Origin of the sequence: Pelagibacterium sp. (genome assembly GCF_035555455.1) — a bacterium.
Taxonomy (GTDB): Bacteria; Pseudomonadota; Alphaproteobacteria; order Rhizobiales; family Devosiaceae; genus Pelagibacterium.
On record NZ_DATMGM010000041.1, the window covers coordinates 51,830 to 69,349 of the forward strand.

General features: G+C 61.8%; 13 protein-coding genes. 3 read left to right on the forward strand and 10 right to left on the reverse strand.

The window, feature by feature from the left end:
- Window positions 1-16 precede the first annotated feature (16 nt).
- The 9 genes from VNS12_RS07770 to VNS12_RS07810 form a co-directional block, all read right to left on the reverse strand.
- A complete protein-coding gene (locus VNS12_RS07770) occupies window positions 17-2,065 on the reverse strand; it encodes a tripartite tricarboxylate transporter permease (protein ID WP_325487259.1) in 2,049 nt (682 codons plus the stop codon).
- Window positions 2,066-2,121: 56 nt separating this feature from the next.
- Window positions 2,122-2,847 carry a class II aldolase/adducin family protein gene (locus VNS12_RS07775; protein WP_325487260.1) on the reverse strand — a complete coding sequence of 242 codons (726 nt, stop codon included), beginning with the start codon at window positions 2,845-2,847 and terminating at the stop codon, window positions 2,122-2,124.
- Window positions 2,848-2,907: 60 nt separating this feature from the next.
- Window positions 2,908-3,936: a Bug family tripartite tricarboxylate transporter substrate binding protein gene (locus VNS12_RS07780; protein ID WP_325487261.1), complete on the reverse strand. Its 1,029-nt coding sequence runs from the start codon at window positions 3,934-3,936 to the stop codon at window positions 2,908-2,910.
- A 379-nt stretch (window positions 3,937-4,315) separates the two neighbouring features.
- Window positions 4,316-5,794 carry an aldehyde dehydrogenase family protein gene (locus VNS12_RS07785; protein WP_325487262.1) on the reverse strand — a complete coding sequence of 493 codons (1,479 nt, stop codon included), beginning with the start codon at window positions 5,792-5,794 and terminating at the stop codon, window positions 4,316-4,318.
- 100 nt (window positions 5,795-5,894) lie between these two features.
- A complete protein-coding gene (locus tag VNS12_RS07790) occupies window positions 5,895-6,947 on the reverse strand; it encodes a Bug family tripartite tricarboxylate transporter substrate binding protein (RefSeq protein ID WP_325487263.1) in 1,053 nt (350 codons plus the stop codon).
- A 22-nt stretch (window positions 6,948-6,969) separates the two neighbouring features.
- Entirely contained in the window at window positions 6,970-8,022 is a 1,053-nt protein-coding gene (locus tag VNS12_RS07795) for a Bug family tripartite tricarboxylate transporter substrate binding protein (protein ID WP_325487264.1), read from the reverse strand.
- Between the two features lie 46 nt (window positions 8,023-8,068).
- Entirely contained in the window at window positions 8,069-9,847 is a 1,779-nt protein-coding gene (locus VNS12_RS07800) for a thiamine pyrophosphate-binding protein (RefSeq protein ID WP_325487265.1), read from the reverse strand.
- A gap of 23 nt (window positions 9,848-9,870) precedes the next feature.
- Window positions 9,871-10,614: a class II aldolase/adducin family protein gene (locus tag VNS12_RS07805; RefSeq protein ID WP_325487266.1), complete on the reverse strand. Its 744-nt coding sequence runs from the start codon at window positions 10,612-10,614 to the stop codon at window positions 9,871-9,873.
- Between the two features lie 383 nt (window positions 10,615-10,997).
- On the reverse strand, window positions 10,998-11,717 hold the full coding sequence (locus tag VNS12_RS07810; protein WP_325487267.1) for an IclR family transcriptional regulator: 720 nt from the start codon (window positions 11,715-11,717) through the stop codon (window positions 10,998-11,000).
- A gap of 283 nt (window positions 11,718-12,000) precedes the next feature.
- On the opposite strand from VNS12_RS07810, the gene VNS12_RS07815 reads away from it, so the two are divergent.
- The gene (locus VNS12_RS07815; protein ID WP_325487268.1) at window positions 12,001-13,644 is read left to right on the forward strand and encodes an FAD-dependent monooxygenase; all 1,644 of its coding nucleotides are present in this window, start codon (window positions 12,001-12,003) and stop codon (window positions 13,642-13,644) included.
- A 78-nt stretch (window positions 13,645-13,722) separates the two neighbouring features.
- Here the strand turns inward: VNS12_RS07815 and VNS12_RS07820 are convergent, their stop codons facing one another.
- Window positions 13,723-14,532, reverse strand: coding sequence for a Kelch repeat-containing protein (locus VNS12_RS07820; protein WP_325487269.1), 810 nt, complete (start codon window positions 14,530-14,532; stop codon window positions 13,723-13,725).
- A 646-nt stretch (window positions 14,533-15,178) separates the two neighbouring features.
- On the opposite strand from VNS12_RS07820, the gene VNS12_RS07825 reads away from it, so the two are divergent.
- On the forward strand, window positions 15,179-15,646 hold the full coding sequence (locus VNS12_RS07825) for a c-type cytochrome (protein ID WP_325487270.1): 468 nt from the start codon (window positions 15,179-15,181) through the stop codon (window positions 15,644-15,646).
- A gap of 96 nt (window positions 15,647-15,742) precedes the next feature.
- The gene (locus tag VNS12_RS07830; protein ID WP_325487271.1) at window positions 15,743-17,500 is read left to right on the forward strand and encodes a pyrroloquinoline quinone-dependent dehydrogenase; all 1,758 of its coding nucleotides are present in this window, start codon (window positions 15,743-15,745) and stop codon (window positions 17,498-17,500) included.
- Window positions 17,501-17,520: the final 20 nt, after the last annotated feature.

Sequence of the window (17,520 nt, forward strand, 5' to 3'; positions counted from 1 at the left end):
GCTCCGCTTTGTTGCGTCAGACCGTGGGAATGACGGTCAGCGCGGGAATCCATTGACCAATGACGGTCTGAGGCCACGGAATACGCAGGAGCTGATCGAAGACCACGTAGCAGACGCCCATGAGAACCACGGCGTTGGCGAGGGCCACGCGCCACTTCTCGCGTCCTTCGATCCGCATATAGGCGACCACGAACACCCCGATGGTGGGCAACAGTCCAATGAGCGCCATCAGCACCAGAAACAGCACCAGATAGCCAAAGAAAAGTCCCGACCGGGCCAGGAGGGTCTTCTGGCTCATCTCCGAATAGTCGGTGCTGGTGTCCATGAAGAGCCCTTCGGGCACTTCGCCAGCCGCTTCGCGTGCCTCCAGGATCGTCCGGGAAAACACGATATTGATGAGGCTCACCGCGCAGAAGGCGATGGTGATCACACCGACTGCCATCGGGCCCACCCGTGCGCCCCACGGCCAGGCCATAGCCTGCACGAGGGCATATCCGACCACCGCGATCACCGCGACGTAGAACAGATCGCCCGTGCGGAACTGCGGCTTGCCGATATGGCTGACAAGCCCCTGCACGCCGCCGAAGCGCTTGACCTGCTTGTAAAGCGGACCGACGAGCAGCAGCGCTGAACCACCGAGCAGGATGATGACCAGAGGACGGGTCAGCCAGTCAAAGCCATAGCGTGTGGTCGAGATGAACATGTAGCGTTCGATCAGCGCACCGAGCACGAAGCCCAGCATCAGCGGTGGGCGTGGCCATTTGAGCTGCTTCATCACCCAGCCCAGAACGGCAAAGCCCAGGAGGGCATACAGATCGCCCCAGTTACGCGAGGACTGGAAGGCTCCAACGAACACAAACACCAGCACCGCAGGCAGGATCAGCGTGTAGCGCAGGGTTGCGATCTTGGCCAACTGGCCCGAGAACAAGAAGCAGATGCCCGCGCCAAGGATATTGGCGATGGCGATCGACCACACCATGGCGTAGCTCATGGACAGATTCGTGGTCAGCATCTCCGGCCCCGGCACAAGGCCATGGATCAGGAACACCGACAACAATATGGCCATGGAGGCCGAACCGGGCACACCGAAGGCAATGGTGGGGACAAGCGAACCGGCGGTGATGGCGTTATTGGCCGATTCCGGAGCAATCACGCCACGCACGTCGCCCTTGCCAAAGGTCTTTTCAGCGCCCTTGACCGTCTGCGAGGCCCAGCCATAAGCGATCCAGTCCACGACCGAGGAACCAAGCCCTGGCACCGCACCGACGCCAGCGCCCAATGCGCCACCGCGCACCACCAGCCACCAGTTACGGATCGCGTCCTTGAAACCGGTCAGCATGCCGGCGCGTGTATCAAACGAAGTCTTGTCGGTGATCGCCATTCGCTTGATCGCCAGATCGGCAAGTTCCGGAAGAGCGAACAGGCCCAGCACCAGAGGCACGATGGGCAAACCGTCCCAGAGATAGAAGCTGCCCATGGTGTAGCGCAGCGTACCGGTCTGCGGATCGGCACCGATCATCGAGAGCAGGATGCCAAGACCGGCGGCGACCAGCCCGCGCAACGGGGCCGTACCTGACAGCACCGCGACCATGGCGATGCCGAACACCGAGAACCCGAGCAGTTCGGGCGAGCCCACATGCAGCATCACCGGGCGCAGCACCGGGATGGTCAACGCCAGAATGAGCGCACCGACCAGTCCGCCGATCAGCGACGCGGTATAGGCAGCGCTCAGCGCCCTGCCCGCCTCGCCCCGCTTGGCCATCGGATTGCCATCCATGACGGTGGCCTGCGCCCCGGCCGATCCGGGAACGCCGAACAACACCGCAGGAATGGTGTCGCTGGTCCCCGTCACCGCCGACATGCCCAACAGCATGGCGAAGGCGGCATAGGAATCCATGGTGAAGGTAAACGGCAGCAGCAGGGCCATCCCCGCCAATCCGCCAATGCCCGGCACGATGCCGAGAAACAGCCCCAGCAATACGCCGAGGCCAAGCATCATCATGCGGAACGGGTCCGCCAATGCAATCAGAGCATCGGTCGCAGCACCCAGTACACTGATGTCCATGATCAAACGTGTCCAGTTGTGTCCAGAAAATCAAAAACCGGTCATCCGGCGAAGGCTCAAAGCCCCGCCGACCAGTCCTGTGGAATGATTGAGCGGGCTTTTCCCTGCCGCACATAGAAATTCCACAGCTTGTCGATGTGGAACTGGCGTGGGCTGTCGATCAGCGCGATCTCTTCAGGGGTGAGCGGAACGGGCTCCTGTCCGGCCTGCATCACGGTCATCTGCTGGCGCGCATTTTCAAGAAAATGCACCGCATCGACAAACAGCGCCGGAACCGATTCCGCCACCAGCACCATGCCGTGCGAACGGATCAGCGCCGCGTTGTGGCTGCCCAGCGTTTCGGCCAGCGCTTGGCCCTGTTCCGTCGAACGGATCAGGCTCGGATCGGGATGCGTGGGAATGCCGTCAGCCCAGCGCACGGCGCGCGAGCGCAGGGCAAGCAGTTGCACGTCCCGCATCAGCGTAAAGGAAATGGCCAGTTCCATGTGGCAGTGCAGAACCGCCTGCACGTCCGGACGGGCTTTGAGGATTTCCAGGTGCAAGGCCAGTTCGAGCGGCGGCTTGAGACCGCCCTCGACCACATTGCCGTCCATGTCGACGACAAGAATGCGGGACGGATCGAGTTCGGCGCGCGAATCCGTCGCCGATTGAATCATGAAACGGTCGCCCCCGGGCAGCCGGGCCGCGATGTGACCGCTATAATCGAGAATGCCTTCCATGACGAGCATGCGCGTGGCGGCGGCAACCTGTTCTGCCGCGATCGCTTTCGTGTTCTGGCTCATAATTCTTTCTCTGTTGGAGTGGCGAACGGCGGCGCGAACGGGCGCCGCCGTGCAATCCAGCTATTCAGTGGCAATGAACTCGGCCAGCCGCGATGTAACCTCGGGCGGCATTGCGAGGATTTCCTCAACCGTCGCGCGAAGCTGTTCGCCCGACACCGGAATGATCCCGAGATTTTCCTGCGCGGCCGCCGCGATGAATTCGGGATCGGCCACCATTTGGTCGAACGCATCCTGAAGCGCCTTCAGGCGCTCTTCGGGGACGTTCGGAGTGGTGAAGATCGGCCGTCCGATGGCGGTTGGGGCGGACAGCAGGCGCAGGAGCTGCTCGTCATCCTCGTTTTCGGCAAGTTCGAAAAGCAGGGGGACATCAGGCAATTCCGACTCGCGCTGCAAGCCGATCTGCACCAGCACATTGACCAGACCACGCTCCACCCAGCCCAGCGGCTTGACCGAGGCCCAGTTCACCGAACCGCGCCCGTCGACCTCTCCGGACTCCATGGCAAAGTTGATGTCGTTGCCGCCGGGATATCCGGTGATGATCTCAAACTGGGTGCCCAGAAGGGCGTTCATGATCGTGGGATACTGCCAGGAGGTCGATCCGCCCGTTGCGCCGATAGCACTGGGTTGCTCCCGTGCAGCATCGACCGTGTCGATGCCGGAGGTGTGCCAGGTTACCAGAACGTTGTTTTCCATGGCCGGAGAACCGACATAGCCGAATTCGCTGGTATCGAGGGTGATACGCGGATCGCCCATCGCCTGCGACACCGCCAGAGACTGGTCCGACGTGCCCAGAATGGTGCCATCCTGCGGCGCGACGTTGTACATGAAGCTCGCAGCCAGCAATCCGCCGGCCCCGGGCATGTTGCGCGGAACGATCTCGGGATTGCCGGGAATATACTTGCCCAGATGGCGCGCCACGAGTCGGGCATACTGGTCATATCCACCACCGGGCGAATAGCCGATGATCATGTCGATAGACTTGCCGCGATAGAAATCTTCGACGCTATCCTGCGCCCAGACCGGGCTGCCAGCCAATAGTGCCGCCAGGGCAAGCCCCAAGGCTCCGCCCATCCTCACTTGATGTTTCATAAGTCTCCTCCCAATAGGGCAGCGGACGAGATCCACCACCCGATTTCCGAGCGCAGTAGGACGCAACCCGCCGCCTGCGTCAAGAGAAATTATGAAGTAAATCCCTTATTATGAGAAATTATGCAGAAGCCGTGTCATTATGGCAGGCAATCCCGAAAATGGCTGATAACGACTGAACTACATGCGAATCCGGGCGCTCACGCCGACACAGGGCGGCGCCCGCCTGCCCTTTTCATGCCGATAAATCCCGAATGATGGCAAAATGCTGAAGAAGCAGGGACCTTGCAGCCAGGTACTCTGTAAAAAGCAAATCGGCGAGCACACCCCATCGAGGTATGCCCGCCGAAAATCCTCCGCCCTGGATCAGCGCGTTATTTGCTCAGCGCCGTCCCGAGAAATTGACGTGAATGGTCTTTTCCTGGGTAAATTCGAACAGCTCGCCAAGGCTTTCCTCGCGCCCGATGCCCGAGAGCTTGTAGCCTCCGAACGGCGCTCCGGGGAAATGCTTGGAGACATCATTGATCCAGACGTAGCCGGTCTCGACCGCAGCCGCCATGCGGTGGGCTGTGGCGAGATCATGGGTCCAGATCGCGCAGGTGAGTCCCAGATCGAGGGCATTGACCTCGGCAAGCACCTCGTTTTCGTCCGTCCATTTGAGCACCGACAGCACCGGCCCGAAAATTTCTTCCCGCGCGATGCGCATATCGGGAGTGACGCCCGTGAAAACCGTAGGCTCGATAAAGCATCCATCCGCCAGGTCCGGACCTTCGGGGTGCTTGCCCCCGACCAGAAGACTGGCCCCCTCCTCCCTGCCCGCTGCGATGAACGCCATCACGCGGTCATATTGGGTGCGGTTGATGAGAGAGCCCATAGTCGTGGCCGGATCGAGCGGCAGTCCGGGGCGGACCTTTGCGATTCGCTCGGCCACACGGGCAACGACCGCGTCGTGAATGTCCTCGTGCAAGAAGGCCCGGCTGGTGGAGCCACAGCTCTGGCCGCACCAGGTGAAATTCATGCCATCGATCATGGCTTCGGCCACCGCATCCGGGTCGGCATCGGGAAACGCCACCAGTGCGTTCTTGCCGCCCAGCTCCAGCAACACCGGCTTGAGATTGCCCGCCGCAGCCCGCATCACCGCCTTGCCGGTGGGGACGCTGCCGACCAGGCCGATCATCGCCACGTCATTGTGGCTTGAAAGCGCCTCGCCCAGCTCGCGCCCGCCGGTGAGGATGCTGAACGTGCCCGCCGGGAACAGATGGCCGATCAGTTCGGCAAGCTTGAGGCCGGACAGGGACGCCTGCTCCGGCGGTTTGACGATGCAGGCATTGCCCGCTGCCAGCGGCGCGGCCATCCGGCTCGCTGTAAACATGAACGGGTGATTGAACGCAACGATGCGGGCCACGACCCCCCAGGGCTCGCGCTGGGTGAAGGTCAGCGTGCCATCGCGCCCGGGAATGGTGTCGCCCTTCATTTCGGTGACCAGCCCGGCAAAGAAATCGAACCGGTCGGCACCCTGCATGACGTCGGCGCGCACCTTGGTGATCGGGTTACCGCCATCGGCTGCATCGATCAGGGCGAGATCGTCGATATTGGCGCGAATGATGCGGGCCGCCTCGCGCAGGATTTTCGCCCGCTCCAGCGGGGCGACCTTGCGCCATGCGGCAAACCCGGACTTCGCCGCAGCGATGGCGGCATCGGCATCTTCGGCACGACCTTCTGGCACATCGCCAAGCACCTTGCCGGTGGCCGGGTCAGTCGAAACGAAACTGCCTCCCGCGATCGGCGCATGCCAGCCGCCGCCATAAAACAGCGCGCGGTTGGGGATGAGATCAGCAATAAGGGCCCGGTCGACAATCATGGCAGCAATCCGTATTCAAAAACGCGATAAACAAAGAAGTTGGAGTTCCTGATCTGAGCCATCAGGCCAGGAACTCCCGGCGTCGCATTCAAGCGTATTGTTACTGCGCCAGAACGTAGGAGCGGGTCAGATCGATGGCCTCGTCCGAGACATCCATCTGGCTGTGGATCACCTCCTGCAATGCGGCGCCCGACAGAATGTCGAGATCGAGATTGCGCTGAGCTGCCGCTTCGATGAACGCGGGATCGGCGGCCATGGCATCGAAGGCGGCGCGCAGGGCATCGACCCGGTCTTGCGGCACGTCGGGCGTGGTGATCAGTGCGCGCCCGATATCGGCGGCGCCCGCCACGAGGCGGAACATCGCCTGCTCGTCCTCGGTCTCACCCAACTGGCCAATGGCCGGAACATCCGGGAAATCCGGATGCGGAGCCGTCGAAAGCTGCCAGATGACATTGACGATGCCGTCGTTGATCCATTCCGGATTGGAGGATTGCAGCCCGGCCAGCCCGGCCATCATGGCGTCCACCTCTCCGCTCTCCAGAGCCAGACGCGCCGAGGCAACGCCTTCATAGCCCTGGATGATCTTGTATTGCGTGCCTTCGAGATCGTTGAGCATCAGCGGAACGAAGGCCGAAGCCGAGCCCGCGCCGGTGGACGCAAAGGCGACGGGGGTGGTCAGCGTATCGTCAAAGGTTTCGATCCCGGTGGTGTGCCAGGTGATTCCCAACTCGTAATTGGCGGTCATCCGTCCGATGGCATTGAATCGGGCCGCATCGATATTGCCGGGAATTGCGCCGGTGGCGCTGTCCATGGCGACCGATTGCACCACGACACTGAGCGCGGTGCCATCCTTGGGCGCGACAGCATAAAGGTACTGCGCCGCCAGCCGCCCCCCGGCGCCGGGCATGTTCTCCACGATCACATCGGGATTGCCCGGAATGTACTGGCCCAGATAATCAGACGCGAGACGGCCATAGAGATCATAGCCCCCGCCGGGCCCAAACCCGACATAGATGGTGACAGTCTTGCCGCGATAGAAATCGGCCACCGCATCCTGCGCCAGCGCCCCTGAAACCGGAGCGAGCGTGGCGCACAGGCTGACCGCCAGCCCGGCCAATACGCCTCTGCGCGAGGCAAACATAGTCATCGTCATAAATCCTCTCCCTCAAGATTGATTATTGCGCCACGACGTACGGCAGAACCCTGTCGATCACGTCCTGGGGAATATCCATTTGCGCGGCGATTTCCGCTTGCAGGTCAGCGCCGTTCATCGGTTCCAGCAGATAGTTGCGCTCTTGTGCCGCCGCGACGAAATCCGGATCGGCCACCATTGCGTCGAAGGCAGTCCTGAGCATCTCGACCCGATCATCGGGAACATTGGGGGTGGTGATCAGAGCCCGCCCGATTTCGGCCGCACCCGAGACCAGTCTCAGTGCTGCTCGGTCAATGTCGGTATTACCCAATTCTGCAACAGCCGGAGCGTCAGGAACCAATTCGTGGCGTCGCAGGCCCAACTGCCAGACCACGTCGACCACTCCGCTGGGAATCCACTCCGGGCGCGAAGCCGTCATGCCGGCAATACCCTGCATGGCGCCATCCACTTCACCGGTTTCCAGCGCCATCATCGCGGCATTGGCACCCTGATATCCCTGAATGACATTGAACTGGGTCCCGATCATGTCGTTGAGCATCAGGGGAACGAAGCTCGATGCCGATCCCGCACCGGTCGAAGCAAAGCTGATCGGCGTTTCCATGATTTTTTCGAGCGTATTGGCCTCGACATTGTTCCAGACCATGCCCAGCTCATACTCGGTGGTCATCCGTCCGATAGCGAGAAAATCGCGCGCGTCGACCTCGCCGGGCAAGACGTTGAGCAGACTGTCAAGCGCCATCGACTGTACCGGCACGCTCAGCGCAGTGCCATCCTGCGGCGCAACGGCGTATAGATACTGCACCGCAATTCGTCCCCCGGCGCCCGGCATGTTTTCGACAACTACGTTGGGATTGCCGGGGATATGACGGCTCAGAAATTCCGAAACCAGCCGCGCATAGACGTCGTAGCCCCCGCCGGGCCCAAACCCGACATAGATGGTGACGGTCTTGCCGCGATAGAAATCGGCCACCGCATCCTGCGCCAGCGCCCCTGCAACCGGAGCGAGCGCGGCGCACAGGCTGAGCGCCAGCCCGGCCAATACGCCTCTGCGCGAGGCAAACATAGTCATCGTCATAAATCCTCTCCCTCAAGATCAGTCAGTGCGGCCATTTGGCCCTTCGCTAGCCCTTGGCCTCCGGCGTCAGCGCGGCAACCAGCGATTCCGGATAACTCGCGTCGGTGATCACCTCGACCACCGCCACCCGGCCCGCTTTCACTTCGGCAACCGCCTTGGAAAGCGCCGCCGACAAATCATCGAGCGTTTCGACCGGGCCGAACCCCGAGCAGCCTTGGGCCGTGGCCATATCGGCGATGGCGATGGCCGGATCGCTCATGCGCATGCCGATCCACTTGTTGGCCACTTCCCGCCCCCGCATCCGGGCGACCTTTTCCTGATGCACTTCGTCGTTGAAAAACGAACGGTTGTTAGCGACCACGATCAGCAACGGAATGCCGTAATGCACCGCCGTCCACAGGGCGGTGACGCCCATGAGGAAATCACCGTCGCCACACACCGCTACCGCGATCCGGTCCGAACCGATTTCGCGCAGTCCAAGCGCCGCGCCAACCGCATGGCCGGGCCCCGCCCCGATGCCACCGCCACCATCCGACCCCAGATAATCGAGCGGATGGGCGAAGGGCCAATACCCGCCATCCCAGGACAGGGTGACATGGGTGAGAGAGGTTTTTTCACCGTCCAGCGCATGGCGCAGGGCCAGCGCAATCTGCTCGACGCTGAGCGCACCCTGTTGTGCAGGAACGGGCGGCACCGGCACGGTGGGGACCTGTGCAGCCGGTTGCGCTGCACCAAGTCGCGTAGCCAGAGCCGCGGTGAACGCGTCCGGATCGCAATCGAGCGTCAGATCAGCCAGCGGGTGGGCCTGATGGTCCATCGACCAGCCATTGTGAATATGCCGGTCGAGCCCGACGCGGATCACCGTGCCCTTGGGCCCTTGCGCTCCAAATGCGACCGTCAGCGCGCCATGCAGATCGACCCAATCGAGCGCGATCACCAGATCGGCCTGTTTGAGAACCGCCAGCGTTTCAGCGCCCCGTCGACCGCGCAAATCACCGGCATAAGACGGATGCGTGGTAGGGAACGCCGTCGCCACCTTGAGATCGGTAATGACCTTGGCGCCCATAGCTTCAACCAGGGCGATGCGCTGCGCCCAGGCCGCTTCATCGCGCGAGACGCGACCGGCCAGAACCACCGGCGCTTTTGCCGCCGCAATCAGTCCCGCGATCTCATCGAGGGTTTTCGCATCGACACCCGAGCGCGGCGGTTGCACGAACCGTGCCGTGTCGGCACGGGACATCTCTCCGCTCAACTCCGCTTCCTGCATCGCGGAATCGAAATTGATATAAACGGGTCCCTTGGGCGCGCTGTCCGCCAGCCAGGTGCCGCGCAGCAAGGCTTCGCGGGCGGCGGCGGGCGAAGCGGGCTGATCGTCCCATTTGACATAATTGCGCACCAGCGCGCCCTGATCGGCAGCAGTGTGAATCCAGTCGATCCACGGGCGGCGCTTGTCGGCATCGACCGGCCCGGTCGCGCCCAGTACCAGCACCGGCATGCGATCGCACCACGCGTTGAAGATCGCCATGGTAGCGTGCATCAGCCCGACATTGGAATGCACCGCCGCGGCCATCGCTTTGCCGGTGACCTTGGCATAGCCATGGGCAATGGCCACCGCATGCTCTTCATGCAGGCACAACAGCATGCGCGGATCGGCATTGCCCAGATAGTTGACCAGACTGTCATGCAGCCCGCGAAAGCTCGCGCCCGGATTGAGCGCGATATAGCGAATATCGAGATCGCGCAGGGTCTGGGCGATGACGTCCGAGCCAAAGCGCGGCGCATTCTCAGTTGCGCCTTCCGGCTGCTCGACTCGATTGAGCGGCATGTCCGAACGCCCCATGTCCGCGGTCACCCTTCGGCCCCGATCTGGCGCGGCTCGATGCCGGCCTGGCGGCACCAGTATTCCCAGGCGCGGTTGTAGCCCTCGCCGGGCTTGGCATCAGCCAGGCGCGACTGAATCTTGTCGATCTCGCCATCGGTGAGGAACGTGATCGGCCCCAGAGCGGCGGCCTGAATTTGAAGATTGGCGTTCACTTCGAGATAAACCGCCGTATAGACCGCCTCGCGGATGGACGCGCCAACCACAGTCGAGCCATGCCCGCGCATCAGCGCGCTGCGGCCATCGGCGAGCACCCCGGCAAAATCCCGGCCCATCGCCTCATTGGAGATCAAAAGATTGGTATCGCCGAACGCGGTCTGGGCGTCCCACACCGGCACCTCGTGGCCGATGGTTGCGCAGCTGTGGACAACCGGACGCAGCTTGGCGGGGGTGATGGTGAAGGGGATGACGCTGCGCGAATGGCTGTGGATTACCGACTGAACGTCCGGGCGCGCCTCATAAAGACTGCCATGAATGAACCGCTCCAGAAACGGCTTGCGCGTATCGCCACCCACCGGCGTTCCATCGAAGGTGAACTCCATGATGTCCTCGCGCTCGACCAATTGCGGCGCCTTGGCACAGGAGAGGAAATAGGCCTGCGGATTGTCCGGGTTGCGCACGCTGATATGGCCGAATGCGTCGCAAACGCCCTGCGAGGCCAGAATGCGGTTAGCCGCGACCATGTCTTCGAGAAGATTTTCATGCGCCGACACTGCACCATCCTCCTGTCGTAATGCATGGAAGGCCCCTTTTCAGGACGCTCCCAACTGTGCTGACAAAGCTATTGCTATGCGACAATGGATGTCAATAAATTTGTTACAACAATCCCACAATCTGCGAATTTGGCCGAAATTGGCGAAAATCGCTCGCGACGGCCCACCCCCGATTGATCCGGCAGCGACAACAGCAAGGAAAAGCAGGAAAGGGGCCAGAATACGATTCGGCGGGGCGAACCCGAAGAGATCCGGGCGGCAGGGAACGGGGATGGACGCCAGAGCCTCCAGCACCCGGCGCGGCCTTGCATGTCACGCCGACGTGATCGAACGCCGGGCAAGAAAACGCCGAAAGCCGGCGCAACCAGACCGGAAACCGGGAACTACTCCAGAGATTTAGAGATGATTCTCGCGCAGAACTGAACACGCTCGGCGACCGATTCGACCTTTTCCGTGGCCATGCCGATTTCGGGCAAAGTCAGCGACAGACTGCCGATGATCTCGTTCTTGCCGTCAAAGATCGGCGCAGCGATGCCGGTGACCCCTTCGGTCACCTGCCCCTCCGTCTGCACCCAGCCTTTCTGGCGGAACCGCTTGAGGGTTTCGCGCACGCTGGCAAGCGTGTCACCAAGCTCCGCCTCCTTGAATTCCTCGGCCTGCTCCTCATAAAGCCTGGTGAGCTGATAGGTGGAGAAATGGGCCAGGATCGCCAGCGATGCCGCCCCTTGCAGCAGGGGCCGCGCCTTGCCGCGCTCATAGGTCGAGCGGAACTGGCTGGTGCTGGTTTCCTGATGTACGCACAACACCTTATGCTTGTAGCGCCGGCATAAAAGCGAGATGCACGAATAGCCCGTAACCAGCTCGTTCATCACCGGACGCGCCACATGAATCAGCGGATCGGTGGTCACGATCTGGTAATCGAGCTCGATCACCCGCGGCCCCAGCGTATAGCCGCGCCCGGGGAACGTAGTGAGAAACCCGGCGTCGGTCAGGGTCTTGAGATAGCGGTAAAGCGTAGAGCGCGAGTAGCCCAGCTTCGCGTACATCGCATCGAAGCTCCATTCCGGATGCTCAAGATCGAACAGATCCAAAACGCTCAACATTCTCTCGTGACTGAGCACTATGCACCCCCTTTATCGACGCGGCTTCGGAACGTCCGTAACGCGATCGTCCCGTTCAGGAATCCCGCTTCCCGCACCCCTTCCCTATAGTACGCCCCCCTGTTTGCCTCAACGTCTTGCGCAATCAGGCCCGAAAAGACACGGCCTGCAGCCGTTAAATTGCAACCTGTCGCATAAAATGAGATTTTTATGATTTCTAATTGACGCATGCACTCCCTCATTCTAGGTTGCCGTCACGCAAACAAGACCGAACAGGTGGGAGAGCATGAATACGCAGGTACTCATCGTGGGCGCAGGGCCAGTCGGGCTGACGCTGGCCATCGATCTGGGAAAGCAGGGCATTGACTGCATTCTGATTGAAAAGAAGGAAGCGCCCGAGTTTCTGCCCAAGATGGAGCGCTGTAACGCGCGCACCATGGAGATTTATCGCCGTCTGGGCATCGCCGGGCAGATCCGCGCCGCCGGGCTGGATGGCGATGTGCCCATGGACGTCTATGTGGTCACCAAGATGACCGAGCCGCCGCTGCTGCGCCTCGAATATGATTCCGTGAACGCGGCCACCGCAGAGATCGCGGCGAGCGAAACCACAGCGCTGCCCGCCGAATCCTATCAGCTGGTCTCCCAGTACACGCTGGAGCCGCTGCTCAAATCGGTGGCCGAGACCCTGCCGTCGGTGCGGGTGATGTATGGCACCGAATTCGAGTCCTTTACCCAGGACGAAACCGGGGTGACGACCACCGTGCGCCGCGCCGATGGCGAGGTCCTCACCATCCGCTCCGCCTATATGGCCGGCTGCGATGGTGGCGCCAGCCGGGTGCGCAAGGCGCTCGATATCTCCCTGCGCGGCGAGGGCAACATTCTCCAGCTGCGTCAGGCGCTCTATCGGTGCGACGAGCTGTTCGACCGCCTGCCCCTGGGCGATGGCCCCGGCCATGGTCGCCACTATCACGTGGCCGACAACCAATCCTCGTTCCTGATCATGCAGGATTCAACCCGCCACTGGACCCTGCACGCCGTCGTCGAAGACGACGCCGCCATGGCCACCCAGTTCGAAAAAGTGGTCGGCACCCCGGTCGATTACGAAATGCTCTATGTCGGCGAGTGGAAGCAGAACCTGCTGCTGGCCGACCGCTATGGCGAAAACCGCGTGTTCCTTGCCGGAGACGCCGCGCATCTGGTGATCCCCACCGGTGGGTTGGGCATGAATACAGGGGTTGGCGACGCCATCGACCTGTCGTGGAAGCTTGCCGCCATCCTGCAAGGCTGGGGCGGCCCCAAACTGCTCGAAAGCTATGAGATAGAGCGCCGCCAGGTCGGCGATCGCAATATCGGCGCATCGCGCTACGCCTCATTGGGCCGGCGCAAATGGCGCGGGCAGTGGAAGCCCGGCTTTGACGATGAGACCGCCGAAGGCGAGGCCCTGCGCAACAACCTGGCCGCAGTGGCCGATGTCGAACAGCGCAAGACCAACGAGATGATCGGCGCCGAACTTGGCTATCGCTATATCGACAGCCCGCTGATCTGGGATGAGCCGGGCGGACCCGAACAGCGGTTCCGCACCTATGATCCGACCGCCTGGACCGGTGTGCGCCTGCCCAACTGCTGGGTCCGTCCCGGCGTTGCCATGCAGGACCTTGTGGGTCGCACCTTCGCCGTGCTGCGCATGGGCCCCAAGGTGGAAGACGTCGATGCCATCGTCGAAGCGTTCCGCCAGATCGGCGCGCCGATCACCGTGATCGACCTGCCCGAGGATCGGTTCCGCGACCTTTACGGCCGCAACTATTTTCTCGTGCGTCCGGACCTGCATATCGCCTGGCGCGGCAATCAGCTGCCCGCCGATCCGCAAAAGCTTGCGGCGCTGGCAACGGGTTACGCCGTCGACACCATGGCGCGCTTCCACGCCGCCTGAGTCTTTCACAATCCGCCATATCGGGGGCCCGCCAGAAGCGGGCCCTTTTTGTTTGCCATATAAGTGGGAGCTGGGCGCTTACGGACGGAATATCTCCACGATGTCCGACCGGCTTCCGCCCGCGGTCGGCGCGCCCATCAGGGTATGGATCTCGCCCTCATATGCTATCGCTCCAAAACCGTGTCGCGCGGTGGGCATCGACGCCATGGCTTGCCAGCTGTCGGCAACCGCATCGTAAGCCTCGACGGTATCGAAGGTCATGGTCCGGGTTTCCCCGCCGAAAATATAGGCAATGCCATCCAGAAACGCCGCCGCAACTCCGCTGCGCGCCGTCGGCATCGGAGCGCCGCTTTGCCAGTTGTCCGATTGCGGGTCGTAGATTTCGACAGTGGCGAGGTTGAAGGCCGGATCGCCATTGATTCGCCCGCCGATCGCGACAATCTTGCCGTCGAGTGCGACGACTCCCAGATGATCCCGCAGCGTGGGAAGCGGCGCCGCCACCTGCCAGACATCGGCGGCGGGATCATAGACAAAATGGGCGGGAACGTTGACGCCGCCCGAAGATGAGCCTCCGATCAGGTGGATGCGGCCATCAAGAACCGCCGCGCCACCCGCTGCAAGCGGTGCTGGCAAGGGCGCGCGCTCTGCCCATGTGCCTGTAGCGATATCGAGCGCACGCAGCCGATCACTGGCCCGCCAACTGCCATCATAACCGCCCGCCACATAGAGAACCCCATCCAGCGCCGCCGCCATCGGGTGGTGGACATGGGCTTCCAGGTCCGGGCCGATGGCCCATTGCCCGGTCGCCGCATCGTAAATGAGGATTTCGGTTGCGTCGATATAATCGCCCACCAGATAGGCGCGCTCGCCTTCCGCGGCGACGGCCATCTCCGATCGAGGTTGCGGCCCCTCCGATCCATTCCGCCAGGCTCCTGCGCCCTCCTCCGCGATCGCTGTAAACGCTCCGGCGAACGATGCCAGCAGCGTGACCGAGACAAGCACGGCATTCCGAATCGGACGGCAGGACAATCTGGCTTGGCGGCTGTTCATGAAATCCGATCCAACCCGACATTTCGGCGCACGGCGCTGACTGTTGCATCATAGCGGAAATGCCGGAATTCTGAAACCAGCCAATGGTAAACAATTGATATAGACGGCCTTTTGCCTCCCCAAGGGGCCCGTTCGGCATATACATTTTGTTATTATACTTTAGTATGATCGTTCTGCTTGGCGGCCAGCCCTGTTCCGCCACCAAAAATGGATACGGGACGTGAAAAGGGCTGATTTTCCCCGTTTCACAGCCACAACAGGCTACCATTTCAAAAACGGCTTCCGACCAGCGCTTTCATTCCGGTAACAGGGCCTGCGACAGCTTGACTTTGCTGGCGCGGCACGGTTCACTCGCACCTCACAATGTAACGTGTTGTCGCGCTGTCATTGTGACACATGGCAACCCCCTGCCAAATCTGCCCCCCACACGGCGTGTCATACTCCCCCTTTGGCGCGCCGCGCATATGAATTGAAGGAAATGACAATGTGGAAACACGCTGGCCCGGGCTCCTTTGCTCGTAATGCGCTGGCCGCCGTCGGTGTAGCCGCCTTGCTTGCGACCTCCGCGCTTGCTGCCAACGCCGCTGCCGCAAATGACGCCGAACTCACCATTTTCGATGGCGTTTATACCGACGAACAGGCCGATCGCGGCAAGGATATGTTTGCATCCGATTGCGCGGCCTGCCATGGCAATACCGCGCGCGGCGGACCTGGCTCGCCCGGTCTGATAGCCTTTACGCTCGATAGCAAATACGCCGACCAGCCCCTGTCTGCATATTGGGACTTCATGGTTCACAATATGCCCCCGGGCAATGCCGGCTGGTTCACCGATCAGGAATACGCTGACATCACAGCGTACCTGCTGCAGCTGCATGGTGCTCCAGCAGGAGAAAATGAACTCGAAGGCACTGAGGAAGCGCTTTCGCAGATCATGATCGTGCCGACACCCTAACAATCGGTCACCGATATCACTGGCTTTGCGTCGGACGACGGGCTTTGCCATGTCCGACGCACTGAAATCTAACGTGTAGGAAGGGAAGGGACAAATATGTCTTCCAATCTGTTGAGGATGGTTCTTGCGGGAACCACTGCACTGGGGCTGCTTGCGACCCCGGCGCTGGCCCAGACGCCGATCGGCGATCTGGCGCCCGTCACCGATGAAATGCTCGCCAATCCGGCGGCAGGTGACTGGCTGGCCTATGGCCGCGCCGTCGACAACTATCGCTTCAGCCCGCTGGACCAGATTTCCGACGAAAACGTCGGTCAGCTGCAGATGGTCTGGTCGCGCGGCATGGAGCCCGGCCCGGTCCAGGTTTCGCCGATTGTCTATGACGGCATCATGTTCCTCGCCAACGCCGGCGACGTGATCCAGGCGCTTGACGCCGTGTCCGGCGACCTGATCTGGCAGTATCGCCGCCGCCTTCCCGATACCACAACGCTGCATTCGCTCGGCGATCGCAAGCGCGGTATCTCGATCTATGGCGATCATCTGTATTTCGTGAGCTGGGATAACCACCTCGTCGCGCTCGACATGAAGACCGGCCAGTTGGCCTGGGAAATCGATCGTGGCCAGGGCGACGAGCAGGTCACCAACACCTCCGGTCCGATCGTGGCCAATGGTGTGATCATCGCTGGTTCGTCGTGCCAATACTCGGCGTTCGGCTGCTTTATTTCCGGCCATGACGCTGAAACCGGTGAAGAACTCTGGCGCAACACCTTCATTCCCCGTCCGGGCGAAGAAGGTGACGAAACCTGGGGCAACGACTACGAAGCCCGCTGGATGACCGGCGTCTGGGGCCAGATCACCTATGATCCGGAACTCGACCTCGTTTACTACGGCTCAAGCGCGGTTGGCCCGGCTTCCGAAACCCAGCGCGGCACCCCCGGTGGCACGCTTTACGGAACCAACACCCGCTTTGCAGTTCGCCCTGCAACCGGTGAGATCGTTTGGCGTCACCAGACCTTGCCCCGCGACAACTGGGATCAGGAATGCACGTTCGAGATGATCACGGCCACCACTGACGTGAACCCGAGCGCCGACATGGATGGCCTGCTGGCCATCGGTGCCAATGCTTCGGGCGAAGCCCGTCGCGTTCTGACCGGCGCGCCGTGCAAGACCGCCACCATGTGGCAGTTCGACGCCGAAACCGGAGAGTTCCTCTGGGCTCGCGATACCGCCTATCAGAACATGATCGAAAGCATCGACGATCAGGGTGTCGTGACGATCAACGAGGACACCGTCCTCACGGAGATCGGCGTCGCCTACGAGCATTGCCCGTCGTTCCTCGGCGGTCGTGACTGGCCCCCCTCGGCCTTCAACCCCAACACCGGCATCTACTTCCTGCCGCTCAACAACAGCTGCCAGGTTTCGACGGCACGCGACAACGAGCCGACCGCGCTCGACGTCTATAACGTCGATTCCCAGTACAAGCTGCCTGAAGGCGTGACCGACGCCGGCCGTATCGATGCTATCGATATCGCTACCGGTGAGACCGTCTGGAGCTGGTCGCAGCCCGCGGCACAGTACTCGCCGGTGATGACGACCGCTGGCAACCTGCTGTTCACTGGTGGTGGCGACCGCTACCTCAAGGCGTTCAACGCCGAAACCGGTGACCTGCTGTGGCGCTCGCGCCTCGGTGCGGACGCTTCGGGTCACGCTGTGACCTACGAAGTGGACGGCCGTCAGTATGTGGCGATCCCTGCTGGTCCTGCCGGCTTCTCGCGCAACCTGATGCCCGCTGGTCTCGATATCGACCAGGGTGCTTCGAGCGGTGCGATCTACGTCTTCGCCCTGCCTGAGCAGTAAGACTTTAAATCCGGCTCCAG